22 protein-coding genes and 1 pseudogene are annotated in these 26,425 nt (G+C 73.3%); 10 read left to right on the forward strand and 13 right to left on the reverse strand.

What is annotated here, in order from left to right; all coding sequences use genetic code 11:
- Window positions 1-45: 45 nt before the first annotated feature.
- Window positions 46-849 carry an alpha/beta fold hydrolase gene (locus BX266_RS02755; RefSeq protein WP_099897333.1) on the reverse strand — a complete coding sequence of 268 codons (804 nt, stop codon included), beginning with the start codon at window positions 847-849 and terminating at the stop codon, window positions 46-48.
- 177 nt (window positions 850-1,026) lie between these two features.
- On the opposite strand from BX266_RS02755, the gene BX266_RS02760 reads away from it, so the two are divergent.
- Window positions 1,027-1,455: a hypothetical protein gene (locus tag BX266_RS02760; protein ID WP_099897334.1), complete on the forward strand. Its 429-nt coding sequence runs from the start codon at window positions 1,027-1,029 to the stop codon at window positions 1,453-1,455.
- Window positions 1,456-1,535: 80 nt separating this feature from the next.
- Here the strand turns inward: BX266_RS02760 and BX266_RS02765 are convergent, their stop codons facing one another.
- From BX266_RS02765 to BX266_RS02775, 3 genes are all read right to left on the reverse strand, one after another.
- On the reverse strand, window positions 1,536-3,272 hold the full coding sequence (locus BX266_RS02765; protein ID WP_099897335.1) for a PHB depolymerase family esterase: 1,737 nt from the start codon (window positions 3,270-3,272) through the stop codon (window positions 1,536-1,538).
- Between the two features lie 269 nt (window positions 3,273-3,541).
- Window positions 3,542-4,924, reverse strand: a complete 1,383-nt coding sequence (locus BX266_RS02770) for an MFS transporter (RefSeq protein WP_099897336.1) — start codon at window positions 4,922-4,924, stop codon at window positions 3,542-3,544.
- 156 nt (window positions 4,925-5,080) lie between these two features.
- Window positions 5,081-5,863, reverse strand: a complete 783-nt coding sequence (locus tag BX266_RS02775; protein WP_099897337.1) for a 3-hydroxybutyrate dehydrogenase — start codon at window positions 5,861-5,863, stop codon at window positions 5,081-5,083.
- 220 nt (window positions 5,864-6,083) lie between these two features.
- On the opposite strand from BX266_RS02775, the gene BX266_RS02780 reads away from it, so the two are divergent.
- Window positions 6,084-6,422: a hypothetical protein gene (locus tag BX266_RS02780; protein ID WP_099897338.1), complete on the forward strand. Its 339-nt coding sequence runs from the start codon at window positions 6,084-6,086 to the stop codon at window positions 6,420-6,422.
- Window positions 6,423-6,464: 42 nt separating this feature from the next.
- A complete protein-coding gene (locus tag BX266_RS38335) occupies window positions 6,465-6,602 on the forward strand; it encodes a hypothetical protein (RefSeq protein ID WP_180290352.1) in 138 nt (45 codons plus the stop codon).
- A 202-nt stretch (window positions 6,603-6,804) separates the two neighbouring features.
- On the opposite strand, the gene BX266_RS02785 is transcribed toward BX266_RS38335, so the two are convergent.
- Window positions 6,805-7,398 carry a TetR/AcrR family transcriptional regulator C-terminal domain-containing protein gene (locus tag BX266_RS02785; protein WP_310794831.1) on the reverse strand — a complete coding sequence of 198 codons (594 nt, stop codon included), beginning with the start codon at window positions 7,396-7,398 and terminating at the stop codon, window positions 6,805-6,807.
- An 80-nt stretch (window positions 7,399-7,478) separates the two neighbouring features.
- Here BX266_RS02785 and BX266_RS02790 point away from each other — a divergent pair.
- Window positions 7,479-8,414, forward strand: a pseudogene (locus BX266_RS02790) (FAD-dependent monooxygenase); the annotation flags it as partial.
- A 416-nt stretch (window positions 8,415-8,830) separates the two neighbouring features.
- Here the strand turns inward: BX266_RS02790 and BX266_RS02795 are convergent.
- The 3 genes from BX266_RS02795 to BX266_RS02805 form a co-directional block, all read right to left on the reverse strand.
- A complete protein-coding gene (locus BX266_RS02795; protein WP_099897341.1) occupies window positions 8,831-9,481 on the reverse strand; it encodes a response regulator transcription factor in 651 nt (216 codons plus the stop codon).
- Window positions 9,469-10,713 carry a histidine kinase gene (locus BX266_RS02800; RefSeq protein WP_099897342.1) on the reverse strand — a complete coding sequence of 415 codons (1,245 nt, stop codon included), beginning with the start codon at window positions 10,711-10,713 and terminating at the stop codon, window positions 9,469-9,471. The genes BX266_RS02795 and BX266_RS02800 overlap by 13 nt, the downstream gene beginning before the upstream one ends.
- 103 nt (window positions 10,714-10,816) lie before the next feature.
- Window positions 10,817-11,545, reverse strand: coding sequence for a DUF6193 family natural product biosynthesis protein (locus BX266_RS02805; protein WP_099897343.1), 729 nt, complete (start codon window positions 11,543-11,545; stop codon window positions 10,817-10,819).
- Between the two features lie 259 nt (window positions 11,546-11,804).
- On the opposite strand from BX266_RS02805, the gene BX266_RS02810 reads away from it, so the two are divergent.
- Window positions 11,805-13,895 carry an AAA family ATPase gene (locus BX266_RS02810; protein WP_180290353.1) on the forward strand — a complete coding sequence of 697 codons (2,091 nt, stop codon included), beginning with the start codon at window positions 11,805-11,807 and terminating at the stop codon, window positions 13,893-13,895.
- Between the two features lie 132 nt (window positions 13,896-14,027).
- Window positions 14,028-17,579: a DNA polymerase III subunit alpha gene (gene dnaE / locus BX266_RS02815; protein ID WP_099897344.1), complete on the forward strand. Its 3,552-nt coding sequence runs from the start codon at window positions 14,028-14,030 to the stop codon at window positions 17,577-17,579.
- Window positions 17,580-17,606: 27 nt separating this feature from the next.
- Here dnaE and BX266_RS02820 read toward each other — a convergent pair whose 3' ends face one another.
- Both BX266_RS02820 and BX266_RS02825 read right to left on the reverse strand, forming a co-directional pair.
- Window positions 17,607-17,903, reverse strand: coding sequence for a hypothetical protein (locus BX266_RS02820; protein ID WP_099897345.1), 297 nt, complete (start codon window positions 17,901-17,903; stop codon window positions 17,607-17,609).
- Window positions 17,904-18,062: 159 nt separating this feature from the next.
- Window positions 18,063-18,884 (reverse strand): PhzF family phenazine biosynthesis protein, encoded by an 822-nt coding sequence (locus BX266_RS02825; protein WP_099897346.1) that lies wholly within the window; start codon window positions 18,882-18,884, stop codon window positions 18,063-18,065.
- Between the two features lie 218 nt (window positions 18,885-19,102).
- Here BX266_RS02825 and BX266_RS02830 point away from each other — a divergent pair, with 218 nt between their 5' ends.
- The 4 genes from BX266_RS02830 to BX266_RS02845 all read left to right on the forward strand — a co-directional run bounded on the left by BX266_RS02830 (window position 19,103) and on the right by BX266_RS02845 (window position 22,961).
- Window positions 19,103-20,038 (forward strand): ABC transporter ATP-binding protein, encoded by a 936-nt coding sequence (locus BX266_RS02830; RefSeq protein WP_099897347.1) that lies wholly within the window; start codon window positions 19,103-19,105, stop codon window positions 20,036-20,038.
- Between the two features lie 101 nt (window positions 20,039-20,139).
- Window positions 20,140-20,880, forward strand: coding sequence for an ABC transporter permease (locus BX266_RS02835; RefSeq protein ID WP_259465037.1), 741 nt, complete (start codon window positions 20,140-20,142; stop codon window positions 20,878-20,880).
- Window positions 20,881-20,982: 102 nt separating this feature from the next.
- Window positions 20,983-22,290: a sensor histidine kinase gene (locus BX266_RS02840; RefSeq protein WP_259464505.1), complete on the forward strand. Its 1,308-nt coding sequence runs from the start codon at window positions 20,983-20,985 to the stop codon at window positions 22,288-22,290.
- On the forward strand, window positions 22,287-22,961 hold the full coding sequence (locus BX266_RS02845; RefSeq protein ID WP_099897348.1) for a response regulator transcription factor: 675 nt from the start codon (window positions 22,287-22,289) through the stop codon (window positions 22,959-22,961). The genes BX266_RS02840 and BX266_RS02845 overlap by 4 nt, the downstream gene beginning before the upstream one ends.
- A 15-nt stretch (window positions 22,962-22,976) precedes the next feature.
- Here the strand turns inward: BX266_RS02845 and BX266_RS02850 are convergent, their stop codons facing one another.
- From BX266_RS02850 to BX266_RS02860, 3 genes are all read right to left on the reverse strand, one after another.
- Entirely contained in the window at window positions 22,977-24,713 is a 1,737-nt protein-coding gene (locus tag BX266_RS02850) for a DUF6297 family protein (RefSeq protein ID WP_259464506.1), read from the reverse strand.
- The gene (locus BX266_RS02855; protein WP_099897349.1) at window positions 24,710-25,444 is read right to left on the reverse strand and encodes an ABC transporter ATP-binding protein; all 735 of its coding nucleotides are present in this window, start codon (window positions 25,442-25,444) and stop codon (window positions 24,710-24,712) included. Before BX266_RS02855 ends, BX266_RS02850 begins: the two co-directional genes overlap by 4 nt.
- Before the next feature lie 72 nt (window positions 25,445-25,516).
- Window positions 25,517-26,338, reverse strand: coding sequence for a hypothetical protein (locus BX266_RS02860; protein WP_099897350.1), 822 nt, complete (start codon window positions 26,336-26,338; stop codon window positions 25,517-25,519).
- Between the last annotated feature and the right edge of the window lie 87 nt (window positions 26,339-26,425).

A 26,425-nucleotide genomic window follows, 5' to 3' on the forward strand; every position in this document is an offset into this window, starting at 1 on the left:
GACGACGAGGCGCCGCATCCACATCCCGGCCGTGCGCCGGGCCGTTCAGGGCGAGACGGCTTCGGTCGCCTCGACGATGACCTCGGCCACGGGTGCGGGTTGCTCCACCAGCAGCAGGTGCCCGGCGTTCGGCACGTCCACCATCGTGATCCGGGGGCTTGCCTCCAGCTCGCGGCGTTCCTCGTCCTTCAGGTCGATCTCGTCGTGGTCGCCGCGGACGATCCACGCCTGCGCCCCGGAGTCACGCAGCCGGGCCACCAGGGAGGGGTGCCGGGCGAGGTAGTCGTAGTAGCGCCGCACGATCCCGCGGCAGAACGCGGGGTCGTTGTTGCCCATGTCGGCCGCCAGGGTCTGCGCACGCTCCGCCGGGATCCCGGCCTTCAGCATGTCCTTCTTCATCATCGCGGGCACCGTCCGCAGCATGGCGGACCAGGCCCACGCGCCGATCACCGGCGCCCGGCCCACGGTGTCCAGGATCCCGAGGAAGGTCGCCTCGTCCGCCCGCGAGAACGTCGGCGACAGCAGCACCAGGGGCCCGGTGAACACGCCGAGGGCGGCCATCTCGATCGCGACGTTCGCCCCCAGACTGTGCCCCACCACCACGTCACAGCGCTCGTCCGCCGCGAAGGCGCCCATCAGCCGCGCGTAGTTCTCCAGCGACAGGTCCGCCGGCGGCGGCGTGCGACCGAAACCCGGCAGCGTCGCCGCCACCATGCCCAGACCGGCCACGGCCGGCCGGGCCAGCACGTCCGCGTAGAACTCCGAGGTGCACATCCCACCCGGCAGCAGCAGCACGCGCCGGGCCGCGTCCGGCGGGCCCGCCCTCCGGACCTCCAGGTTCTCGCTCATACAGCCAGCCTGAGCCGCCCTTCCGGTACCCGCGACCGTTCACGGGCACCCGGCGGGGGGGCCGCTCGGAGCGGGCGCGAGTAGCAACCGGGGCGCGCCCGTGTCAGCTTGGTAACAGGGGAGGCCTACGGCCCGGGTCGCGCGCAACGACCGAGGGTCCACCCGAAGGAGCCGAACATGGCCAGCAATCTCAGCGGAGCATCCCAGGGCGCTCCCGTCACCCGTCAGCGGTTCGCCACCGGTTGGACGGTCTTCGCCGCCTGCATGCTGATCCTGGGCGGCACCATGGCGATCCTCGAAGGCATCGGCGCCATCGTCAACGACGACCGCTACGTGATCACCGGCAACTACGTCTACAAGTTCGACGTCACCGGCTGGGGCTGGCTGCACCTCGCCCTCGGCATCCTCCTCGCGGTTGCGGGCATCGTGCTCTTCAGTGGCGCGTGGTGGGCCCGGGCCCTCGGTGTGGTCGCCGCGGGACTCAACATGATCACCAACTTCCTGTGGCTGCCCTCCTACCCGTTCTGGGCGATCATCATGATCGCCGTGGACATCTTCGTCATCTGGGCCCTGACCGCCGGAACCCACCGGCAGGCCGCGACCTGAGGGCCTGCCGTGGTGGCGGGCTGACCCGAACCCCGCCCCCGTCCGGGTGGACGGGGGCGGGTTCGGGGCTGCTCGGGGGGTCAGCAGCCGCTGTCGGAGATCACGTAGTAGCCGTCCGCGGTCTCCTTGAGGGTGTGGGTGACGAAGAGGTTGTACAGGCCCATGTTCTGCTCGGAGCCGTTGGCGTAGGTGTAGCCGCCGCTGGTGTGGGCGCGGCCGGCGGTGACCTGGGCGTAGTTGCTGGCGGTGAAGCACTGGGGGGTGTAGACCGCGGCGGTGGTGGCGGTGACGGCGGCGGAGGCGGTGCCGACGGTGCCGGCCGGGTCGACGGCGGCCACCGTGTACGCGTAGCTGGTGCTCGCGGTCAGACCCGAGTCGGTGTAACCCGCCGAGGTGCTGCTGCCGACCTTCGCACCACCGCGGTACACGTTGTACGACGCCGCCCCGCTGACGGCCGACCAGCTCAACGTCGCGCTGCTGCTCGTCGTACCGGTGACCGCCAGACCGGTCGGAGCCGGGAGGGTGGTGCCGCCCGAGGCGGCGGCGGTGGTGGCGGTGACGGCGGCGGAGGCGGTGCCGACGGTGCCGGCCGGGTCGACGGCGGCCACCGTGTACGCGTAGCTGGTGCTCGCGGTCAGACCCGAGTCGGTGTAACCCGCCGAGGTGCTGCTGCCGACCTTCGCACCACCGCGGTACACGTTGTACGACGCCGCCCCGCTGACGGCCGACCAGCTCAACGTCGCGCTGCTGCTCGTCGTACCGGTGACCGCCAGACCGCTCGGAGCCGGGAGGGTGGTGGTGGAGCCGGAGCCGTCGAGGCCCCAGAACGCCGCGGTGTAGTAGCTGGAGCAGATGGTGCCGAGGAAGTAGGCGCCGGTGGAGCCGCACAGGCCGGTGCCGGAGCCCGGGTTGACGGCCAGTCCGTGCCCCATGCCGTCGATGGAGTACAGCTGGACAGCGGCCTTGCCGTTGGCGTCGTTGTAGCTGGTCAGCGTGGTCTTGCCGGTCAGGGTCTGGGTGCTGGAAGCGGTCTGCGAGATGCCCCAGGCGTTGGTCCACTGGTCGCGCAGTTCGGTGCTGTTGACGGGGTAGACCGTGTAGTCGGAGCTGCCCTGCCAGATCGCCACCCGCGGGTAGGCGCCGGTCCAGCCCGGGTAGGAGTTGCGGACCTTGTCGCCCCACTGCGCCGGGGTGAGGTTCAGGCTGCCGTACTGGCACGCGTTGGTGCCGTTGGAGGAGGTCGCGCACTGGGCGGGCAGGCCGGAGGCGATCGAGCCGCCCGCGAACACGTCCGGGTAGTCGGCGAGCAGGTTCGCGGCCTGGCCGCCGCCGGCGGAGAGGCCGGTGATGTAGATCCGGCGGGCGTCGCTGCCGTACTGCGCGATCGCCTTGTCCACCATCTGCTTGATGGACAGCGCCTCGCCGTTGCCGCGGGTGCTCTGCGCGGGGTCGTACCAGCGGAAGCAGCTCAGCGACTGGTTGCTCGAGGAGGTCTGCGGGTAGACCACGGCGAACTTGTACTGGTCGGCGTACTGCGCCCAGCCCGAGTGCGTGTGGTAGTCGGTGGCGGTCTGGGTGCAGCCGTGCAGCGCCATCACCAGGGGGCGGCCGGTGGCCAGGCCGTCCGGCGCGTACTCGTACATGGACAGGTTGCCGGGGTTCGACCCGAAGCTGCTGACCTGGGTCAGGGCGGCGGCGGACGCGGTGGGGGCTCCGACGGTCAGCAGGCCGGCGGCGAGGGCGAGCGCGCCGGTGGCGGCCGAGATCCAGCGGCGCACGCCGCCGCTGGTGCCGGCCGTACGGGACGGACGAGTCATGAGGGCTCCTGGGTGGGGGTGGGGCATGACCGTCAGCTCCACCGGGGCCGGCCGGGACGGGTGGGACCGTGGAGGCCGGAGCGGCGGGCTGTGACGTGAATCATGCGGCCGGCCGGTGCACGCGGTAATGGCGCGGAAATCCACCCTTCACCTCGCCGCCATGTGCGAGCGCCCCACACGATCCCGCCCCCGGGAACGGCACGGGCCCCGACCGGAGGTGGTCGGGGCCCGAACCGCCCGCGCGGAGTGCCACAGCGCGCGGACGGCGATCAGACGGCGGTGGTCGCCGGTTCGGCCGCTGCGTCCTTCCTCAGGTCGGCCAGGTCGCGGCCGCGGGTCTCGCGGGCGCACAGCACCGCGACCAGGGTGATGACGGCCGCGATGGTGACGTACACCGAGATCGGCGTCGAGCTGCCGTAGCCCTTGAGCAGCGCGGTGGCGATCAGCGGGGCGGGGGCGCCCGCCGCGACGGAGGCGAACTGGGCGCCGATCGAGGCCCCGGAGTAGCGCATCCGGGTCTCGAACAGCTCGGAGAAGAACGCGGCCTGCGGGGCGTACATCGCGCTGTGGAAGACCAGGCCCACGGTGATGGCGAGCAGGATCGCCGGGAAGGACTTGGTGTCGAGCAGGCCGAAGAAGGCCCACGCCCAGATGCCGACGCCGACGGCGCCGACCAGGTAGACGGGCCTGCGGCCGACCTTGTCGGAGAGCGCGCCGAACAGCGGGATCAGCGCGAACTGCACGGCGGAGGCGATGAGCACCGCGTTCAGCGCGGTCTGCTTGTCGAGCTTGAGGTGCCCGACGCAGTACGCCAGCACGAAGGTGGTGAGCACGTAGTACGAGATGTTCTCCGCCATCCGGGCGCCCATCGCGATCAGGACCTCGCGCCAGTGCTTGCGCAGCACGGCGATCAGCGGCGGCTGCTCGGCCTTCTTCTGCTCCGCCTTGCGCTGCTCGGCCTTGGCCAGCGCCTCCTTGAACACCGGGGACTCGTCGACCGCGAGGCGGATCCACAGGCCGACCATCACCAGCACCGCGGAGAGCAGGAACGGCACCCGCCAGCCCCAGTCCAGGAACGCCGCGTCGGACTGGAGGGTCGTCATCAGCGAGAGCACGCCCGCCGCCAGCAGGTTGCCGGCCGGGGCGCCGCCCTGCGGCCAGGACGCCCAGAAGCCGCGCCGCTGCTGGTCGCCGTGCTCGGAGACCAGCAGCACCGCGCCGCCCCACTCGCCGCCGAGCGCGAAGCCCTGCACCAGCCGCAGGGCGGTCAGCATGATCGGCGCGGCCACGCCGACCTGGTCGTACGTCGGGAGCAGGCCGATCAGGGTGGTCGCGCCGCCCATCAGCAGCAGGCTGAGCACCAGCAGTTTCTTGCGGCCGATCCGGTCGCCGAAGTGGCCGAACACCAGGGCGCCGAGCGGGCGGGCGGCGAAGCCGATGGCGTAGGTGAGGAAGGACAGCAGGGTGCCGGTCAGCGGGTCGGCCTTGGGGAAGAACACGTGCCCGAAGACCAGCGCCGCGGCCGAGCCGTACAGGAAGTAGTCGTACCACTCGACGGTGGTGCCGATCAGCGAGGCGGCGACCACCCGCCGCAGGGCAGCGGGCCTTCCGACGGGGGGCGTGCCGTTTCCGGCGGGGGTGGGGCTGGCCATGGGGTCACCGTTTCCGGGTGGTGGTGAGGGATGTCGCCACACCGTAGGAACGCCCGGTTCGCGGGCATATGGGGAGCCGGTCCACAGTTGCCGACGGGCCTGTGTGGGACGTCGACACCGGCCGCCGGCGGGGCCGGCGGCCGGTGTCCCGCGAGGTCAGTGGGCGGTCCAGCCGCCGTCCAGCGGGATGGACGCGCCCGTGATGTAGCCGGTGTGCGCGCCGCACAGGAACAGCAGCGCGCGGGCGACCTCCTCCGGCTCGATCAGCCGCTTGATCGCGGTGCGGTCGAGCATGATCTTCTCGACCACCTCCTCCGGCGAGATGCCGTGCGCGACGGCCTGCCCGGCGATCTGGTGCTCCACCAGCGGCGTGCGCACGTACCCCGGGTTGATGCAGTTGCTGGTCACCCCGTGCGGCGCGCCCTCCAGCGCGGTGACCTTGCTGAACCCCTCCAGCGCGTGCTTCGCCGTCACGTACGCCGACTTGAAGGCGCTGGCCCGGAGTCCGTGCACCGAGGAGATGTTGACGATCCGTCCCCACTCGCGCTCGTACATGTGGGGCAGGGTCCGGCGGACGATCCGGAACGGGGCCTCGACCATGATCCGCTGGATCGTGGTGAAGCGCTCCACCGGGAAGTCGTGGATCGGGGCGACGAACTGCAGCCCCGCGTTGTTGACCACGATGTCGGCGTCGGCGGGCAGGCCGTCCACCGCCTCCTGGTCCGACAGGTCGGCGGTGTGGGCGGTCCCGCCGATCTCGGCGGCGAGCTCCTTGGCGGCGTCGGCGGCCAGGTCGACGACGTACACGTGCGCGCCGGCCTCGGCCAGCGCCACCGCGCAGGCCCGGCCGATGCCGCTCGCCGCGCCGGTCACCAGCGCCTTGCGGCCGGCCAGGAACCGGCCGGCCGCGAGGTCGGTGGGGGTCTCGATGGTTTCCATACGGTCACGCTAGGAATCGGGCGCGTTCCGGCACACATGTCCGGCCACCACAGTCACCGCCGGAAAGGTGGCACGGGCAGACACCGGTCGACCTGCCGTGCCCCGAGTGGCTCCTGAACACATATCAGCGGCCCACGGATGGCGGTGCGGACCATGGCAGCACGGCGCGTCCGGTAGTCGAATCGTGGGCGCACCCGACCTCCTCCCGGCAAGGACCGCCATGCCCGCCACCACCGTCGACCCGCCCACCGTGCCGTACCAGCGCTGCCGTTGGTGCCGCACCCCGCACGCCGGGCCGAGGCTGCTGTGCACCACCTGCGGCTCCACCGACCTGGACGACGAGCTGAGCCCCGGCTTCGGACGGATCGTCAGACTGACCGAGGCGTCCCGGCGCCACGGCCGACCCAAGCAGCGCTGCCTGGTCGCCGTCGACGAGGGCTTCGTCGTCGCCGCGACGGCGACCGGCCTGCCGGGCGCCATCCAACTCGGCCTGCGCGTGCGTCTGGAGGCCCCGGCCGACGAGCTCCGGCGGGACTTCGTCGTCCGCGCCGGCGCCTGAACCCGGGCCCGGGGCGGAGACGCCGGCGGGGCCGGTCACTACGTGCTGAACTCGGAGTCGATCGTCCGTTGCGGCGACCCACGAGTGGCCGACACCCGGTACGTCGAGTACGGCCCGCTGACGAACGCCTTCTCCGGACTCGCGGTGAAGTCCCGCCGGATCGGCGTCTCCCCCGGATGAGCGTGGTGACGATCGCCGCCTGGATCACCGAGGGGCAGAACTGCGCCTGACCGCACTCCGTGCCCGAGCCGTCCGCCCCCGAGCCCCGGCGTCCCTCCCGCTGGCCGGGCTCACCCGCTGAGCCGCCCCGAACCTCCGGGGCCCGGGCGTGCGCAGGCCGGTCACCACCACGGACCGGAGCCGCCCGCGCCGCCCACACCACCTACGCCGGCTCCCCGGGCTCCGCGGGCGGAGCGGCCGGCGCCAGGCGCGGGGTCAGGCCGTCCACGATGAGCGAGAGTCCCGCCTCGAACGCCGCTGCGTGATCCAGACGGGGCACGTCGGCCGGCAGGTCCGGGTCGTCGGCGGGGGCGGGGTCCGCCTGTTCCTCCAGGACACTGCCGACCGTGAAGCGGCCGGCCGTCAGCATCGCCGTCCGGGCCTCCTGTTCGGGCACGCCGGAGGCGACCAGGAAAGCCATCTTGTGGCGGATCCGGTCGAGGTCCGCCGTGGGCGTGGAGCCGGCGTGGAGGCGTGCGCCGTCGCGGTGCATCAGCAGGGTGCGCCGGAAGCTGCGGGTGTTCTCCAGGAACCAGGCGCGCCAGTCGTCCCCCGGCACCGGCAGCGGGGCCTGCGCGTGGGGCGTCATCGCGGCCTGCGCCATCGCCGCCAGCAGGTCCTTCTTGGTGCGGAAGTGCCAGTACAGCGACGGCTGTTCGACGCCCAGGCGCTTCGCCAGCTGCCGGGTGCTGACGGCGTCCAGGCCGACCTCGTCGAGCAGGTCGAGCGCGGCGGCGACCACGGTCTCACGGTTCATCTTCGTCACGTTGACAATCTATCGCCGATAGATGACGCTGGAAAGGAACCATTCACCGATAGATTTTGGAGTTGACGGCCATGACACCGGGTTCCGGAGCACGATCCCTGCGCGTCCTCGTCGCCGGCGGCGGAGTCGCGGGACAGGCACTGGCCTTCTGGCTGGCCCGCGGCGGTCACCGGGTGACCGTCGTCGAACGCTTCCCCGCGCTGCGGGCCACCGGCGCGCAGGTCGACCTGCGTGGCCAGGGCATCGAGGCCGTCCGCCGGATGGGACTCCTCGACGCGGTGCGGGACAGGCTCGTCGACGAGAAGGGCGTCGCCTTCGTCGACGCCCGCGGCAGGGCCCGGGCCACGATCATGGCCAACACCTCCGGGCAGGGCCGCCAGACCCTGACCTCCGAGTACGAGATCATGCGCGGCGACCTGATCCGCATCCTCCATGAGGCGACCGGGCCCGACGTCGAGCACGTCTTCGGCCGGAGCGTGGACGGCTTCGAGCAGGACGGCCACCAGGTCGTCGCGCACTTCTCCGACGGGTCGTCGGGCGAGTTCGACCTCCTGGTCAGCGCCGACGGCCAGGGATCGCGCATCCGGCGGGCGCTCCTCCCGGAGGACCTCGACCCCTACTGGCGGGTGGGCATCCACATGGCCTACTGGTTCGTCCCGCGGACCGCCTCCGACACCGACGTCCGGGACACCTACATGGTCCCGGGCGGCCGCCAGATCATGCGCCGCAGCCACAACCCCACCGAGACCCAGGTCTACTTCGTGCTGCGCGAGGAATCCGCGGAAGCCTCCGCGATCCACCGTCAACCCGTCGAACGCCAGCAGGAGTTCTGGGCCGACCGGTTCCGCGACGCCGGCTGGCAGACCCGCCGCTTCGTCGACGGCATGAGGACCAGCCCCTTCTTCTACTCCCAGGAGGTCGTCCAAGTACGCACCGACACCTGGTCGGAGGGCCGGGTGGTGCTGGCCGGCGACGCCGCCCACTGCGCCTCCCCCTACAGCGGCATGGGAGTCTCCGGCGGCCTGGTCGGCGCCTACGTCCTGGCCGACGCCCTCAACCGCCACCCCGGCGACCTGCCCACCGCCCTCGCGCGCTACGACAGCGCCCTGCGACCCTTCGTCGACCGGATCCAGGCCGAGGTCAACCCCCGCCTCCTGCGCCTGGGCCTGCCGACGACCCGGCGCGCCGTCAACGCCTTCCGGACGGCCACCGCCCTGGCCTGCCGCCTCCACCTCCCCGACCTCGCCGCCCGCCTCGCCAAGGAGGACCGCGGCGGCGACTGGCAGTTCCCCCTACCCCGACCCACCCGGCGGCCGCCTGACACCTCGGCCGCCCGTGTCCGGTGCAGCTCCACGGAGCTTCACGGAGCTTCGCGGACGGGCGGTCGGGCCGTGGCCGTCGGCCCTGCTCGTGGCGGGGAAGGTCAGGCCCGGGCCGCTCCGAGGAACCGCAGGACGGCCAGGACGCGGCGGTGGTCCGCGTCGACCACGGGCAGGTCGAGCTTGGCGAAGATGTTGTTGATGTGCTTCGCCACCGCGCTCTCGCTGACCACCAGCGCCTGCGCGATGCCGGCGTTGGAGCGCCCCTCGGCCATCAGGCCGAGCACCTCCCGCTCGCGGGGGGTCAGCCGCGCGAGCGGGTCGCTGTCGCGCCGCAGCAGCAACTGCGCGACGACCTGCGGGTCCAGGGCGGTGCCCCCGTCGGCCACGCGCCGGACCGCCGCCACGAACTCGGCGACGTCGGCGACCCGCTGCTTGAGCAGGTAGCCCACCCCGCTGGTGTTCGCCGACAGCAGGTCGGCCGCGTACCGCTCCTCCACGTACTGCGAGAGCAGCACCACCGGCGTCCCCGGCCGGCGCCGACGGATCTCCATCGCCGCCCGCACCCCCTCGTCGGTGAAGCCGGGCGGCATCCGGACGTCGATCAGGGCGAGTTCGGGCCGGTGCTCCGCCACCGCCGCCAACAGGCCCTCCGCGTCGCCGGCTTCCGCGACGACCTGGAACCCGCCCATCTCCAGCACCTTGGTCAGGCCGACCCGCAACAGCACCGAATCCTCGGCGATCACCGCGCGCACGGCAGCTCCGCGGTGATGGTGGTGGGCCCGCCGACGGGGCTGCTGACGTGGAAGGCCCCGTCGAGGGCGCCGACCCGCTTGGCCAGCCCGGTCAGCCCCGTGCCGGCGGCGTCGGCGCCGCCCAGCCCGTCGTCGGTCACCCGCACCCGCAGCACCTCGCCGACCTGACGGACGATCACCTCCGCGTGCATCGCGCCGGCGTGCTTCGTCGCATTGGTCAGCGCCTCCGAGATCACGAAGTAGGCGACCGACTCCACGTGCGGCGCCGCCCGCTCCTCCAGGTCGACCCGCAGCCGCACCGGCAGGGGCGTGCGGGCAGCCAGCCCGGACAACGCCGCGTCCAGACCCCGGTCCTCGAGCACGGCCGGGTGCAACCCCCGCACCAGGTCATTGAGTTCGGCGATCGCCTCCTTCGCCTCCAGGTGGGCGGTCGCGATCACCTCCCGGGCCTCGCTCGGCAGGTCGGGCCGGGTGGCGATGGCCAGACCCAGGTTGACCGCGAGCGACACCAACCGCTGCTGGGTGCCGTCGTGCAGGTCGCGCTCGATCCGGCGGCGCTCCGCGTCGACGGCCTCGATCAGGTCGGTCCGGCTCACGGCCAGCTGATCCAACCGCTCCTGGAGCCGCTGCGCCCGGCTGGGCCCGAGCAGGCCCAACGCCAGCCGCGCCTCGGCCCCGGCCACGGCCCGCGCGGTCCAGGGCAGGGCGCACAGGAGGAGGAGTCCGGCCGCGGTGCAGGCCGGCAGCTGGATCAGGTACCCGAACCAGTCCCGGCGGATCCCGGACGGCAGCGCCCACGACCAGGCCCAGGCCATGACGCCCGCCAGGCACACCGCCGCCACCGCGAGCACCAGCACCTCCAGCAACGCCAGCAGCGGGCCCAGCACGAGGTGGTAGCCGATCTTGCGCCAAGGCCGCGCCGCCGCGAGCCGCCGGGCCGTCGAGGCCCACGTCCAACGCTCCGGCCCGATGCGGGTCGGCCGGGGGACGTCCACACCGATCAGCACCCGGTAGCGAACCCGCTGAACGGCCGTCAGCACCGGCGCCGCGAGCAGGACCAGGACGGCCGACACGGAGACCGTCAGAACCCAGTTCCCCGTCCTGGCGGTGGTCGCCGCCGCCCAGGACCACACGGGCACCAACGCCAGGTGCGGCAGCACACCAGCGGCAATGAAGCCGGTATCCCGCCGCGCGCGGAGGACCGTGCGTCGCAGTCCAGCTGGAATCGTCATGGCACGAAGCTAGGGCACCGCAGGAGGACGGCGCCATGAAGCCTGTACCCGATCCCATGGTGAACCTAGTACCACCAGTAGCGGGGGGCGGCGGTGGATTCGATCACCCGCCGGCTGCGTCGGTGCCCGCGACGGCCGGCCCGAGGCCGGCGGGGAGGTGGGCCACGGCCAGGGCGACGGCCTCCTCGGCCGTGGCGGCCTCACCGATGACTCCGGAGTGCAGGTACTCCTGGACGCGGTACGGGCTGCCGTCGTACGAGGGGACGAGCGCCACCTCGACCCGGGACGGTTCGCCGGTGCACGCGCTGAAACCGAGCGTCCAGTGACTGGAGAACACCGAGAGCTGCCGCAGCCGCGGTTCGGCACCAGCCGCCTCCACGAGCGCCGCGAACTCGCGGAAGTCCGGGGCCTCGGCCGCCTGCTCCCGCATCATCCGCCACTGCACCTCCACGACTGCGGCCGGCCCCCGCTCGTGCGCCTCGGCACGCGCACTGGAACTCAGGAACGGCAGCTCCTCCCGCAGCTCCCGCAGACTCCTGCCCTCGCTCCACGCCACCCCCGCCCGGACGACGGCCGCCAGGTCCGACGTCCCGCCGCCGACGAGCTCGATGCCCTGGCTCCAGCCGGAAACACCGAACCATCGGGTCCTGGCCCCGATGTGCACGGACAGCGGCCGCCGCTCCGGGCGCGAGGAAGCGATGCCCGCCGACGTGAGCGATCCCCACTCACCCGGCACCACCACGACGTTGACACCCAGTTCGGCCGCCGTCTGCTCCAGCAGCGCGGACAGGCTGCCAGCGGCAGCCAGGTCGGGATAGAGATCGGAGTCCACACCGACAGTCTGTCGTCACCGCCCGACGAAGAAAACAGCACCCCGGAACGGCTGCCCGGATCCGCACCTCGCGGAACCCCCACCGGTAGCCGTGGAACTGACCCTCGCCGCCCTGCCGAATTCCCGACCGCAATTCCCGAATTCCCGGAAACCCGCAGCGGCGGAATTGGAGGACACATCCGGGACGCGCAAGTCAATATTTACTTTCCCGGAATGGCTCTGCATAGTGGGGGGTCGAATCGAGAGAGGGAGCTCTTCCTTGTCGCAGATCCACGGCGATGCCGCCCAGCAGGTGGAGCTGGAGCGGGTGCAGGTGTCGGCCATCGGTGAGCTGTTCGACGAGCGGTTGGCCGGGGCGCGGGCGCAGTTGGGTCGGGTGCTGGCGTCGGCGGCGGACGGCGCGGGCGCGGTGTACGAGCGAGAGGTGGCGGCGGGGCGGCTGGCGGGTGAGGTGCGCCGGATGGAGGGCGCCGAGGGCGGTTTGGTGTTCGGCCGGATCGACCTGGTGGACGGAACGGTGCTGCGGATCGGCCGGCTGGGGCTGCAGCGGGACGAGGACGAACTGCCGTTGCTGGTGGACTGGCGGGCGGGTGCGGCGCGGGCGTTCTACGAGGCGACGCCGGTGCATCCGCTGGGGCTGCGCCGGCGGCGGCACCTGAGCCTGTCCGGCCGCACGGTGGTGGGGGTGAGTGACGAGCTGTTGGACGGCTCGGAGCCGGACGCCGGGGATGTCGTCGGTGACGGTCCGTTGGCGGCGGCGCTGCAGGCGCGGCGCACGGGCCGGATGGGGTCGGCGGTGGCCACGCTCCAGGTGGAGCAGGACGCGATCGTGCGGTCCGCGCACCGCGGGGTGACGGTGGTGCAGGGCGGGCCGGGCACGGGGAAGACGGTGGTGGCGCTGCACCGGGCGGCGTACGTGCTGTACGCGTTTCCGAAGGCGGCCGAGCGCGGGGTGCTGGTGCTGGGGCCGAACGCGCGGTTCCTGGACTACGTCTCGCAGGTGCTGCCCTCGCTCGGCGAGAGCGATGTGGTGCTGGCGACCTGCGAGGAGCTGGCGGGTGTCCGGCCGGGTGCGGTGGACGGGTTCGCGGTGGCGCGCCTCAAGGGCGGCGTCGAGCTGGCCGGGGCGCTGGCGGGGTCGGTGCGGGCGCGGCAGGCGCCCGGCGGCGAGTTCACCGTCCGGGTCGGGCAGGAGTGGGTGACCCTGGAGGAGGGGGAGGTCGCGGGGGTGCGGGAGGCGGCGCGGGCGAGCGGGCTCGCGCACAACCGGGCGCGCCGGCTGTTCCTGGAGCTGCTGGTGGACGCCCTGGTGCGGGCGCTGGCCCGCGGTACGGCGGAGACGCTGGAGCGCCTGGACGCCGAGGTCGCCCGGCTGACCGGGATCGACCTCGACCGGATGGCTGCCCGGGACCTCCGCCGCCTCGGCATCGACGACCAACCCTCCAGCGCGGTCGACGAGTTCGACGCCCACGCGGTCCGTGCCGCGCTGCTGGACGACGCGCACCTGGACCGGGCGGTCGAGGAGCACTGGCCGCGGCTGCGGCCCGGCGGGGTCGTCGAGGCGCTGCTGGCGGACGCGGGCGCGCTGGCCGCCCACCTGCCGCACCTCACGGACGGGGAGCGGGCGTCGCTGCTGCGCTCCCCCGGCGCGCCGTGGACGGAGGCCGACGTGCCGCTGCTCGACGAGGCGGCGAGCCTGGTCGACGGTCCTCCCGAGCGGGCGTTCGGGCATGTCGTGGTCGACGAGGCGCAGGAGCTGACGGCGATGCAGTGGCGGATGGTGGTGCGCCGCTGCCCGGGGCGGTCGATGACGCTGGTCGGCGACTTCGCGCAGGCGGGCCCGGCGGCGACCGCGCGGGACTGGAACGAGGCGCTCGCCCCGCACCTCGGCGGGCGCTTCGACCTGCGGACGCTGACCGTCAGTTACCGGACCACGCAGGAGATCCTCGCCACCACCCGGGAGTTGCTCGCCCGGATCGCCCCGGAGCAGCCGCCGGTCCGGTCGATCCGGCACGGCGACGAGCCGCGGTCGGTCAAGGTGGCCCCGGAGCAGCTGGCCGAGGGTCTGCTGCGCGAGCTGCGGGCGCAGGCCGCCGCGCACCCGGGCGACCTGCTCGGCGTGGTGTGCGCGGACGGCCGGGTGGCGGAGCTGGCGGCCGCCGGGGTGGAGGAGCACGCCCGGCTGGTGCCGGCGTCGGAGGCGCGCGGCCTGGAGTTCGACGAGGCCGTCGTGGTCGACCCGGAGGGGATCGTCGCGGCCCGGCCCGCGGGCGAGCGGGACCTGTACGTCGCCCTGACCCGTGCCACCAAGCGGTTGTGCACGATCGCCGTCGGGGCGGCATCGGCGTAGCGGGGCGTCCCCGCAGGTGCGGGGCATGGCGGCGCCCGCCGCCGGCCCGGGCGGTGTCAACCGCCCGGGCCGCGCGGTTCGGTGGCGTTAGGGTGGGGGCTTCGTCCGTCTACCGCGAGGAGCCCCGGCGCCGTGTCCGACAGCTTCGCCCACCTGCACGTCCACACCGAGTACTCGATGCTGGACGGTGCCGCGAAGAACGGGAAGCTGTTCGCGGAGGCGGAGAGACAGGGCATGCCCGCCATCGCGATGAGCGACCACGGCAACATGTTCGGCGCGTACGAGTTCTTCCACGCGGCCGCCAAGACCTCGGTGAAGCCGATCATCGGGATCGAGGCGTACGTCGCCCCGGGTTCGCGCTTCGAGAAGAAGCAGGTGTTCTGGTCGCCGGGCGGGCAGCGGCCGACCGGCGCGGACGGCGAGGGCGGCAAGGACGTCTCGGGTGGCGGCCGGTACACCCACATGACCATGTGGGCGCAGAACGCGACCGGTCTGCGGAACCTGTTCAAGCTCTCCTCGCTGGCGTCGATGGAGGGCTACTACATGAAGCCCCGGATGGACCGGGAGCTGATCGCCGCCAACGCCACCGGCATCATCGCCACCACCGGGTGCCCGTCCGGCGAGGTGCAGACCCGGCTGCGGCTGGGCCAGTACGAGGAGGCGGTGAAGGCCGCCGGCGCGTACCAGGACATCTTCGGGAAGGAGAACTACTTCCTCGAACTGATGGACCACGGCCTGTCGATCGAGCAGGACGTCCGCGCCGATCTGCTGCGCCTGGCCAAGCAGTTGAACATCCCGCTGCTGGCCACCAACGACTCGCACTACGTGACCGCCGACCAGGCCGACGCGCACGACAGCCTGCTCTGCGTCGGCGTGGGCAAGAACAAGGACGACCCGAACCGCTTCAAGTTCAACGGCTCGGGCTACTACGTGAAGACCGCCGAGGAGATGCGCGCGCTGTTCAGCGAGCTCCCCGAGGCGTGCGACAACACACTGGCGATCGCGGAGCGGATCGAGTCGTACGAGGAGGTGTTCACCTACGTCGACCGGATGCCGCAGTTCGACGTGCCGGAGGGTGAGACCCAGGCCTCGTTCCTCCGCAAGAAGATCGCCGCGGGCCTGCAGCACCGTTACGGCGACAGCCCGAGCCAGGAGGTGCTGGACCGGGTCGAGCTGGAGATGGGCGTGATCACCCCGATGGGGTTCGACGCCTACTTCCTCGTGGTCGCCGACATCTGCCAGTACGGTCGCGACAACGGCATCCCGGTCGGGCCGGGCCGTGGCTCGGCGGCCGGTTCGATGGTGGCGTACCTCACCGGCATCACCCAGCTCGACCCGCTGGAGCACGACCTGCTGTTCGAGCGCTTCCTCAACCCGGAGCGCATCAACCCGCCGGACGTCGACATCGACTTCGACGACCGCCAGCGCGACCAGATGGTGCGCTACGTCACCGACAAGTACGGCTCGGCGTACACCGCGCAGGTCAACACCTTCGGCACCATCAAGGCGAAGGCCGCCGTCAAGGACGCCAACCGCATCCTGGGCTACCCGTTCGCGATGGGCGACCGGATCACCAAGGCGATGCCGCCGGACGTGATGGGCAAGGGCGTGCCGCTGGCCGACCTGTTCAACGAGAAGCACCCCCGTTACAACGAGGGCACCGAGATCCGCTCGCTGTACGAGAACGAGCCGGACGTCAAGAAGATCATCGACACCGGCCTCGGCATCGAGGGCCTGATCCGCGGCACCGGCGTGCACGCGGCGGCGGTCATCCTGTCCTCGACCCCGCTGCTCGACCTGATCCCGCTGCACATGCGGGACAAGGACGGCACCATCATCACCGGCTTCGACTACCCGTCGTGCGAAGCCATGGGCCTGATCAAGATGGACTTCCTGGGTCTGCGGAACCTGGGCATCATCGACCACTGCATCAAGATCGTGAAGGCCAACCGGGGCGTCGACGTCGACATCGACAAGATCCCGATCGACGACCCCACCACCTACCAGCTGCTCGCCCGCGGTGACACCCTCGGCGTCTTCCAGCTCGACGGCGGCCCGATGCGCGCCCTGCTGCGCCTGATGAAGCCCACCGAGTTCGCCGACATCTCCGCCGTGTCCGCGCTGTACCGGCCCGGCCCGATGGGCATGAACTCGCACACCAACTACGCGCTGCGCAAGAACGCCCAGCAGGAGATCGTCCCGATCCACCCGGAGCTGGAGGAGCCGCTCAAGGAGGTCCTCGGCCCCACCTACGGTCTGATCGTCTATCAGGAGCAGGTGCAGCGCGCCGCCCAGGTGCTGGCCGGCTACTCGCTCGGCCAGGCCGACCTGCTGCGCCGCGCGATGGGCAAGAAGAAGAAGGAGGTGCTGGAGAAGGAGTTCGTCCCGTTCCACGCGGGCTGCAAGGAGCGCGGCTACTCGGACGCCGCCATCCAGGCCGTGTGGGACGTGCTGGTCCCGTTCGCCGGCTACGCCTTCAACAAGTCGCACTCCGCCGCGTACGGCCTGGTCTCGTACCAGACCGCCTACCTGAAGGCCAACTACCCGGCCGAGTACATGGCCGCGCTGCTCACCTCGGTCGCCGACGACAAGGACAAGATGGCGGTCTACCTGGCCGAGTGCCGGGCGATGGGCATCCGGATCCTCTCCCCGGACGTCAACGAGTCGGTCGTCGACTTCACCGCCGTCGGCAGCGACGTCCGCTTCGGCCTGAAGGCGGTGCGCAACGTCGGCGTGCCCGTGATCGAGTCGCTGGTCGCCACCCGGCAGGAGAAGGGCAAGTACACCTCGTTCGCCGACTTCCTCGACAAGGTCGAACTGGTCGTCTGCAACAAGCGCACCGTCGACTCGCTGGTCAAGGCCGGCGCGTTCGACTCGCTCGGCCACACCCGGCTCTCACTCAGCACCGTCCACGAGAGCGCCATCGACGCCGTCACCGGCGTCAAGAAGCAGCAGGCGATCGGCCAGGACGACCTGTTCGCGATGCTCGGCGGCGACGACACCCCCGCCATCGGCCTGGACTTCCAGCTCACCGACCGCGAGTGGCCGCGCAAGCAACTCCTCGGCCTGGAGCGGGAGATGCTGGGCCTCTACGTCTCCAGCCACCCGCTGGACGGCGCCGAGCACATCCTCGCCAAGAACCGCGACATCTCCATCGTCGAACTCCTCGGCTCCGGCCGCACCGAGGGCGAGGTCCGGCTCTCCGGCCTGATCACCGGCGTCGACCGGCGCATCAACAAGGCCGGCAACGCCTGGGCCATCATCACCCTGGCCGACCGCGACGGCTCCATCGAGGTGCTGTTCTTCCCCGCCGCCTACCAGCTGATGTCCGCCCAGATGGTCGAGGACAACGTCATCGCCGTCCGCGGCCGCCTCAACGAGCGCGACGGCTCGCTCAGCATCTTCGGCCAGGAGATCACCACCCTCGACATCTCCTCCGCCGAACTCGGCACCAAGCCGCCGGTCCAGATCACCGCACCCGTCGGCCGCCTCACCCCCGACGTGGTCGCCGAGCTCAGGGCCACCCTGCAGGCCCACCCCGGCGACGTGCCGGTGCGGCTGCTCACCACCGGCTGGGACAAGAACACCCTCTACGAGCTCGGCTTCACCGTGAACCCCGACAACGGCCTCGCCTCCGACATCAAGACCTTCCTCGGCCCGCACTGCTGGCAGGGCACCGTGTAGCGGCCACCGCCCGCACCGCGAAGGAGACTATGCCGTGCTCGGCCAGCGTTCGCCCGCCCGCTTGACGATCCGGTCGCCGACCGCGAACCGGCTGCAGACCCGCCCGGGCAGGGTGAGGGAGATGACCTCGCCGTCGTCCGTGCGGACGTCCAGCCGGTGGTCGGTCCGCATCCCGGTGGTCAGCGTGACCTGCTCGGAGTAGCGGCGGACCACCTCTCCCTCGAAGGTCTGCCCGATCGCCGTGGCAGCGGACTCGGACGTCGTGGCGATCGCGATCACGGCCAGCAGGAGCACCACCCCGACCACCAGCATGAGCACCGACACGGGAACCCCACTCCCTCCGACAGGCGGACATCACAGCGGCTCACCGGCCGGGGCCGTGACCCGGGTCAGATCCAGTGTGCGAGCGCCGACCGACCGGGCGAAAGGCCCGTTGCTCGACTGATACTGCGTCAGGACCGGTTCGCCACAGTCCCGTTCGGGTCAGGCGTGGAGTTCGCCGTCGACGACGGTGACGGCGTGGCCGGTGAGCAGGGTGCGGGGGCCGCGCAGCCGGGTGCGGACCAGGCCGGTGCGGGCGCCGCCCTGGAGGCCGGTGAGGTCCTCGCGGCCGAAGCGGGCGGACCAGTGGGGGGCGAGTGCGGTGTGGGCGCTGCCGGTGACGGGGTCCTCGTCGATGCCGATGGCGGGGAAGAAGCAGCGCGAGACGAACTGGTAGGCGCCGTCCGGGTCGTCGGCGGCGGCGGTCGCGATGATGCCGCGGGCGGAGAGCGGCGCGGCGGCCAGTGCGGCGAGGTCCGGGGCGAGCTCGCGCACCGTCGTCTCGTCGGCCAGTTCGACGAGCAGGTCGCCGATGGCGGCGGCGGTGTCGTGGACGGCGACGGGTTCCGCGCCCAGCGCCCCGGCCAGGCCCTCGGGGGTCGGGGCGGGCGTCAGCGGCGAGGTGGGGAAGTCCAGGGTGATGGCGCCGTCGGGTTCGGGGGTGGCGGTCAGCACTCCGCAGCGGGCGGTGAAGCGGACGGTGCCGGTGGCGGCCCCGGTGCGGTGCAGGACGTGCGCGGTGGCCAGCGTGGCGTGGCCGCACATGTCGACCTCGGTGGCAGGGGTGAACCAGCGCAGCGCCCAGTCGGCCTCGCCGCCGGGCGGCAGCGGGTGGGCGAAGGCGGTCTCGGAGAGGTTGACCTCGGCGGCCACCCGCTGCAGCCAGTCGTCGGCCGGGAAGGACTCGGAGTCGAACAGCACCACCCCGGCCGGGTTCCCGGAGAACGGGCGGTCGGTGAACGCGTCGACGATTCGGATGCGCATGCGCCGGACCGTACCGGACGTCCACCGCCGCGGTCCAAGGCCAATTCCGCACCGGTGGACCGGTCACCGCCCGGGAGCGGCCCGTTCGGGGTAGTACCGCGGTACCACCCCCGGGCGAATGATCGTCCCCGGGTGCCGCCGTCCGCGGGCCGGGCGCGCCTAGCGTGGTGGGTGAGGCGGTCGGGACGGCCCGGCCGACGACACGCATGGGACGACCGATGATCGAAGCGCAGCAGCTGACGAAGCGTTACGGCGAGAAGACGGCGGTGGACGGGCTCGACTTCACCGTCAAGCCGGGCACCGTCACCGGGTTCCTCGGGCCGAACGGCGCGGGGAAGTCGACCACCATGCGGATGGTCGTCGGTCTGGACGCGCCGACCAGCGGATCGGTCCGGGTCAACGGCCGCCGCTACGCCGAGCACGCCGCCCCGCTGCAGGAGGTCGGCGCGCTGCTGGAGGCGAAGTCGATCCACCCGGGCCGGTCCGCGTTCAACCACCTGATGGCGCTGGCCCACACGCACGGCATTCCGCGGGCCCGGGTCGACGAGGTGATCGAGCTGACGGGCCTTCAGGCGGTGGCCGGCAAGCGGGCGGGCGCGTTCTCGCTCGGCATGGGCCAGCGGCTGGGCATCGCCGCGGCGCTGCTCGGCGACCCGGCCACGGTGATGCTCGACGAGCCGGTGAACGGCCTCGACCCCGAGGGCGTGCTGTGGATCCGCAACCTGCTGACCGGCCTGGCCGCCGAGGGCCGGACGGTCTTCGTGTCCTCGCACCTGATGAGCGAGGTCGCGCTGGTCGCCGACCACCTGATCGTGGTCGGCCGGGGCCGGCTGCTGGCCGACACCACGGTGCAGGACCTGGTCCGGCAGGCGGGCGGCGACCGGGTGACGGTCGCCTCCGCCGACCCGGCCCGGCTGCGCGAGGCGCTCACCGGTCCGGGTGTCGAGATCACCGGCCTGGCCGGCTCCGAGGAGTTGGAGGTCGCCGGGCTGACGGCCCGTCGGATCGGCACGGTGGCCGCCGAGCTCGGCATCGCGCTGTACGAACTCGCCACCCGCACCGTCTCGTTGGAGCAGGCCTTCATGGACCTCACCCGGGACGCCGTCGAGTACCACGGCTCCACCACCGCCGACACCCCGAGGAGCGCCGCGTGACCGCCATCGCCCCGAGCCCCGCCGCGCCGTCCGCCGAGCGGCCCGCCCGTCCGCCGTACCGGGTGACCGCCGTGCGGGTGCTGCGCGCCGAGTGGGCCAAGATGTGGTCGCTGCGCTCGACCTGGATCACCCTCGGCCTCGGCCTGTTCTTCCTGGTGGCGTTCGGCCTGATCGCCGCGTACCAGTTCAAGTCCCGGCTGACCGACGGCCGCCCGATGGACCGGGACTTCGCCGACGCGACGGCGCTCAGCCTGTCCCTGTTCGGCACCAACTTCGCGCAGCTCGCGCTCGGCGTGCTCGGCGTGCTGGTCGCCGCCGGCGAGTACTCGACCGGCATGATCCGCTCCACGCTGGCCGCGGTGCCGCGCCGCCTGCCGGTGCTGTGGTCCAAGGCGCTGGCGTACGGCGCGGTCGCCCTGGTGCTGTCCACGGTCGGCGTGTTCGTGGCCTTCCTGATCGGCAGCGGCATCCTCTCCGGGACCCGCGCCGCGATGACCCTGTCCGACGCCGGCGCGGTCCGCGGGCTGCTCGGCGCGGGCCTGTTCCTCGGCCTGGTCGGGGTGATCGGGGTCGCGCTGGGCATGCTGCTGCGCTCGGTGGCGGGCGGCATCTCGGTGCTGGTCGCCTCGCTGATGCTGGTGCCCGGCCTGGTGTCGCTGCTGCCCACGTCCTGGCACAGCCACATCAGCCCGTACCTGCCCTCCAACGCGGGCGAGGCGATGTTCGCCCTGCACCACGACTCCACCACGCTCTCCCCCGGCGCGGGCCTGGCCGTGTTCCTGCTCTGGACGGTCGCCGCACTGGCCGGCGCCGCCACCCGGCTGACCCGCAGCGACGCCTGACCGGTCGCCTGGCAGACTGACCCGGCCCGGCGCCCCCTCGGACCTGCTCCGGCGGGCGCCGGGCCGTACCTCGTTCGCCCCCTCCTGGGACTGGTGAGACCCGTGCACGAGCAGGACCCCACCGGCGGCCTGCCGCCCTGGCCGGGCACCGGAGCCGGCCACCCGCTGTTCGACCGGCTCGCCCGGGCCGCCCAGCGCCTGCGCGGCCTCGACCGCCGCTACCCGTGGCTGCTGGACGCCGCCGTGGTCGCCGCGTCCTTCCTGCTCTTCTGCATGCCCGAACTCGTGCACGGCGACGAGGACGGCCCGCGCGAGCACCGGATCGCCTTCACCCAGCTCCCGCCGGCCGCGGTCCTCGCCCTCCAGGCCGGCCTGCTGCTCCCCCTGCTGTGGCGCCGCCGCCGGCCCACCACCGCGTTCGCCGTGATCACCGCGGTGTTCGTGCTGCAGTGGTCGCTCGGCGCGGCCCTGCGCGCGGACGTGGCGCTGCTGCTCGCCCTGTACGCGGTGGCGCTGTACGGGCGGCCCCGCGACCTGGCCCGGGCGTGCGCCGCCGTCGCCGCCGGGATCACGGTCGTCGCGGTCCGGCTGTCCGACGCCGTCTCGGTCTGGGACAGCCTGTTCTTCCTGGCCGCCGCCGTGACCGCCGCCGTCGCCCTCGGCATCGCCGTCCGGATGCGGCGCGCCCAGCTGGCCGGGCTGCGCGAGCGCGCGGCCCGGCTGGAGATCGAGCGCGACCAGCGCAGCCGGCTCGCCGCCGCCACCGAACGCACCCGGGTGGCCCGCGAGATGCACGACATCATCGGCCACAACCTGTCCGTGATCATCACCCTGGCCGACGGGGGCGCGTACGCCGCCCGCTCGGCGCCCGAGCGCAGCCGCGAGGCGCTGCAGCTGATCGGCGACTCGGGCCGGCAGGCGCTCGGCGAGCTGCGCCGGATGCTCGGGGTGCTCCGCGAACGCGACGCCGGCCCGGAACTCGCCCCGCAGCCCGGCATTCCCGACCTCGACGCGCTGTGCGCCCGGATCCGGGCGGCCGGTCCGGAGGTCACCTACCGCTCGCAGGGCGAACTGGACGGGCTGGACCGCGGCGTCCAGCTGATGGCGTACCGGATCGTCCAGGAGGCGCTGACCAACGCCCTCAAGCACGCCGGGCCCGCCACCCGCGCCCGGGTCGCCGTCGCCCTGGACGCCGACCGGCTGTGGGTGCGGGTCGACGACAGCGGCCCGCCCGGCGACCCGGCCCCGGCCGCGCCGCCCGGCGAGGGGCACGGCCTGGCCGGGATGCGCGAGCGGGCCGCGGTGTACGGCGGCAGCGTCGCGGCCGGGCCGGTGCCCGGCGGGGGCTGGTCGGTGCTCGCCGACCTCGACGTCGCGCCCGCCCCCGACCCGGCCGGAGGCCCGCTGTGACGACCGTCCTGATCGTGGACGACCAGCCGCTGCAGCGCTTCGGCTTCCGGATGCTGCTGGAGAGCCAGCCCGACACCTCGGTGGCCGGCGAGGCCGGGCACGGCGCGGAGGCCGTCCGCCTCACCGCCGAACTGCGGCCCGACGTGGTGCTGATGGACATCCGGATGCCCGGCATGGACGGCATCGAGGCGACCCGCCTGATCATCGCCTCCGGCGGCCGCTCCCGGATCCTGGTCCTGACCACCTTCGACCTCGACGAGTACGCCCACGCGGCGCTGCGGGCCGGCGCCAGCGGCTTCCTGCTCAAGGACGCCCGCCCCGAGGAGCTGCTCGCCGGCATCCGCTCCGTCGCCGGCGGCGACGCCGTGGTCGCCCCCGCCGTCACCCGTCGCCTGCTCGACGCCTACGCCCACCACCTGCCGGTACGCCCCGCCGCCGCGGCCGTCGACGACCCGCGGCTCGCCCCGCTCACCGGCCGCGAGCGCGAGATCCTGCTCGCCATCGGCCAGGGCTGGACCAACGGCGAGATCGCCCACCGCCTGGTCCTCTCCGAGTCCACCGTCAAGACCCACGTCGGCCGGGTCCTGGCCAAGATCGGCGCCCGCGACCGCGTCCAGGCGGTGATCTTCGCCTACGACCTCGGCCTGACCCGCCCCAACCCGCCGCTCTGACCGGCCTGCCCCGGACTACGCTCGGCCCACCGTCCCGGGCCGGGCCTGCGCGGGCAGCCGGCCCGCGCGGACGGACGCCCACTGCAGCAGGGCGGCGGTCGCGGCCAGCGCGACCGCCAGGGCCGGGACCAGCGGGCCCGCCGCGCCGCTGCGCAGGGCGGCGGAGAACGGCAGGGCCAGCACCGGCAGCGCCACCGCCGGGCCGGCGGCGTACCACGCGACGAACAGCGCGATGCCGGTGCTGCCGCCGGTGGGCTGCGGGGAGCGGTAGAGCAGGTCGCGGCGGGCCGCCCCGCGGCAGGCGTTGACCAGTCCGGCCGCGACCAGGGCCGGCACCGCGAGCGGCGCGAGCCAGGCCGACGGCCCGCCGCCGAGGGCCAGCACCACGGCCGAACCGGCCGCCGCGAGGACCAGGCCGAGGAGCGTCGGCACCACGGCGTGACGCAGCATCAGGCCGGTGAACGGGTACGGGGACCAGGAGGAGCGGCGCACGTCGTCGGTCTCGATCCGGGCGGGCTCCAGCAGCTGGGCCACCGCCAGGTAGCCGAACAGCAGCGCGAGGACGGCGACCGCCCAGGAGAGCACGCCCCGGGTGTCGTGGACCAGCACCGCGCACAGCAGCGCGGGCACCGTCAGCAGGACGGCGCGCCCGAGCCGTGCGGGGGCCCGGAGCAGCGAGAGGGCGTCGCGCCAGTACAGGATCAGCCAGCTCCGGCGGGGTGCGGGCAGCCGGAGGCGGAGCTGCCGGTCGCCGCCGGACGCGCCGGTGACGGCCAGCCGGGCGGCCCGCAGCTCGACCGTGCGCAGCGCCGCCAGCACCCCGGCCGCGGTCCGGGCCCGCTCGCGCAGCAGGGCGAGCGGGACGGTGCCGACGGCCCGGTCCGCGAGCACCAGGAGGAGCGCGGTCGGCAGCACCAGCAGGACGGCGGCGACCGCACCGCCCGGGACGGCGGCGGGCGTCGGGGCCAGGGCGGCGAGCCCGGCCCAGCCCCACGGGCCGGACCACAGTTCGACCCGCTCCAGCCAGTGCACGGGGTGCCCGGCGACGGCCAGCGCGCTCTGCGTGGCCAGGCCGAGGATCAGCACCGTCGCGTACGGCGTCAGCCGGCGCGCCCAGCGGGCGGCCGGCGCGCTGCGCTGCACCTGGAGCCCGGCGCAGACGCCCAGCAGCGGCAGGCAGGCCCCGCCGGCCAGGCACCAGCCGAGCGCGGCGGGCAGGCCGGTGCGGACGGTCAGCCCGAGCGCCACCATGCCGCCGACGGCGATCAGCAGCCCGGGCAGGACGGCCAGCCCGCAGGACAGCCAGAACCACGGCCGCAGCACCGCGCGGGGCCGGACGGGGTGCGCGAGCAGCCAGTCGGAGGTGGCCCGGGGCGGCACAACGGGCCCGCGCCACAGTCCGTCGCGGACGGCCAGCAGCAGGGTGGCCAGCCCGGCGGCGGCGATGCCGCTGGGCATGGCGGCCAGCAGGTCCGGGCCGTGCGCGGTGTAGTCGGCGCCCATCGAGGCCTGCAGGAACAGGCCGAAGCTGGGGATGCCGCCCCAGATCACCAGGATCAGCAGGGTGCAGTACAGCCCGAAGCCGACCTGCTTGAGGCGGTTGCGGCGGTGCGGTGCGCGCAGGGCGCGCAGCACCGCCAGCGCCTCGTCGGTCCAGTCGTCGTCCGCCGACCACTCGGCGGCGGTGCCCTCGTCCTCGGCTTCCAGCGGGTCCGGGGCGTCGGTGGCGGCCACGGCCTCGGCGCGGCTCACCGGGCCACGGCCGGGGCGTCCGTGCGGTCGGCGAGGATCTCGGCGGGCGCGCCCTGCCGGACGATCCGCCCGTCCTCCAGCACCACCACCCGGTCGGCGACCTCCAGCGCCAGGTCGGTGTGGTGGGTGACCAGCAGCACGGCCACCCCGTCGGCGAGTTCCGCCGTCAGCAGTTCGGCCAGCCGCCGCCGGGCCTCCGGGTCGAGGCGCTGTTCGGGCTCGTCGAGCAGCAGCAGGTCGCGGGGCCGGACCAGCGCGCAGGCCAGCAGCAGGGCCTGCATCTGGCCCGAGGAGAGCGCGGACGGCAGCGCGTCGGCGCGCTCGGTGAGCGCCCGGTTCTCCAGCACCTGCTCGACCCAGTCGGCGGCGTCGGCGACCCCGTGCGCGACGGCGACCAGCAGCAGGTGCTCGCGCACCGTCAGGTCGGGGTAGCAGGCGACGGTGTCGCCGACCACCGCGACCCGGGCCCGGATCCGCGGGTCGTTCTCGTTCATCGCCAGCCCGTCGAACCGCACCGTTCCGCCGGTCGGCAGGTCGCGGCCGGCCGCGACCCGCAGCAGCGTCGACTTGCCGGAGCCGTTGTGCCCGAGCAGCGCGACGCACTCCCCCGCCGACAGGTCCAGGTCGACGGGGTGCAGCACCTCCCGGTCGCCGTACGAGCGGCTCACTCCGGTGAGCTGCAGCAGCGCCCTGCGCGTGGTGGCACGCGGTGCGGCGGAGTTCTCGGTCATCTGGACGGCGCCTCTCGACGATCAGTTCGACCAAGTATGGACCCGCCGCGCCGTTCCCCTGCCGGTACCCGCTCAGCGACCTCCCGACGGCGCGGTCGGCCGGTAGATGGTGAGGCTGTCGACCGCCAGGTCGAAGGGCTGCTGCGCCGGCGGGGCCCGGTGGTAGCGCCCGTTGTTCACCGAGAGGCTGAGCACCGGGTAGGCCGCGAAGTCCGCACCGACGCCCGTGTGGTCCTGGTAGGCGACCTCCAGCCGGGTCGGCGTGGCGCCGACGTACCAGACGACGTTGTCCGCGCCGAACCGCGCGCCCACGTAGAGCCAGCCGCCGGCCCGGATGGCGTCCGAGCTGTACGTTCCGTCCCCGCTCCGCGTGTGGTTGACGAACTCGGCGGTTCCGGGCCGGTCCGCGTGCCACTCGAAGACGTCGATCTCGTTGTGCCCGTCGCGCCAGGTCCACAGCGCCGGCCAGGCACCGGTGTTGGCTTCGGGCAGCCGGAGGTGGGCGAGCAGGAAGTCCCCGGTGCGGACCTGCTCGCCGCTGCCGCCGGAGCCGCAGGTGTCGCCGGTGGTGATCAGCCCGGTGGTCCACCGGCCGTCCGGGGCGGGGCGGGCGCTGATCAGCAGGGCGCCGTCGGCGACCGTGAGTGCGTCGGGCGTCAGGTGGTCGAGCTTGAAGTCCCGCGGGTTGTCGGTGCAGTCGCCGGCGTAGGCGCCGCTCTTCCAGCCCCACGTGCCTCCGACGCCCACGCTCGCCCGGTCGAAGGTCTCCCGGAACACCGCCCGGTCCTTCCCGAACGGCAGCTTCGCCGAGGGCGCCGTGCCGTCCGGCAGTTGAGGGGGAGTCAGACCGGCGAGGCTCCACGCGAACGAGACTATGAGCGACAGCCACAACATCCTGGATCCCTTCGGCGGCCCGACCCGGGCGAGGGGCACCCCGGGTGGGGACGAAGTCTGCCCCGGTCCGCCCCCGGCGTGAGCCGA

The sequence above is a fragment of the Streptomyces sp. TLI_171 genome (assembly GCF_003610255.1).
Classification (GTDB): Bacteria; Actinomycetota; Actinomycetes; order Streptomycetales; family Streptomycetaceae; genus Kitasatospora.

Coding starts and splice junctions, on each gene's coding strand:
- BX266_RS02780 (WP_099897338.1), top strand. CDS start 6,084: ATGCCCGCCACCACCGTCGACCCGCCCACCGTGCCGTACCAGCGCTGC.
- BX266_RS02755 (WP_099897333.1), bottom strand. CDS start 849: ATGAGCGAGAACCTGGAGGTCCGGAGGGCGGGCCCGCCGGACGCGGCC.
- BX266_RS02860 (WP_099897350.1), bottom strand. CDS start 26,338: ATGTTGTGGCTGTCGCTCATAGTCTCGTTCGCGTGGAGCCTCGCCGGT.
- BX266_RS02835 (WP_259465037.1), top strand. CDS start 20,140: ATGTGGTCGCTGCGCTCGACCTGGATCACCCTCGGCCTCGGCCTGTTC.
- BX266_RS02855 (WP_099897349.1), bottom strand. CDS start 25,444: ATGACCGAGAACTCCGCCGCACCGCGTGCCACCACGCGCAGGGCGCTG.
- BX266_RS02765 (WP_099897335.1), bottom strand. CDS start 3,272: ATGACTCGTCCGTCCCGTACGGCCGGCACCAGCGGCGGCGTGCGCCGC.
- BX266_RS02800 (WP_099897342.1), bottom strand. CDS start 10,713: ATGACGATTCCAGCTGGACTGCGACGCACGGTCCTCCGCGCGCGGCGG.
- BX266_RS02760 (WP_099897334.1), top strand. CDS start 1,027: ATGGCCAGCAATCTCAGCGGAGCATCCCAGGGCGCTCCCGTCACCCGT.
- BX266_RS02825 (WP_099897346.1), bottom strand. CDS start 18,884: ATGCGCATCCGAATCGTCGACGCGTTCACCGACCGCCCGTTCTCCGGG.
- BX266_RS02770 (WP_099897336.1), bottom strand. CDS start 4,924: ATGGCCAGCCCCACCCCCGCCGGAAACGGCACGCCCCCCGTCGGAAGG.
- BX266_RS02785 (WP_310794831.1), bottom strand. CDS start 7,398: ATGAACCGTGAGACCGTGGTCGCCGCCGCGCTCGACCTGCTCGACGAG.
- BX266_RS02830 (WP_099897347.1), top strand. CDS start 19,103: ATGATCGAAGCGCAGCAGCTGACGAAGCGTTACGGCGAGAAGACGGCG.
- BX266_RS02775 (WP_099897337.1), bottom strand. CDS start 5,863: ATGGAAACCATCGAGACCCCCACCGACCTCGCGGCCGGCCGGTTCCTG.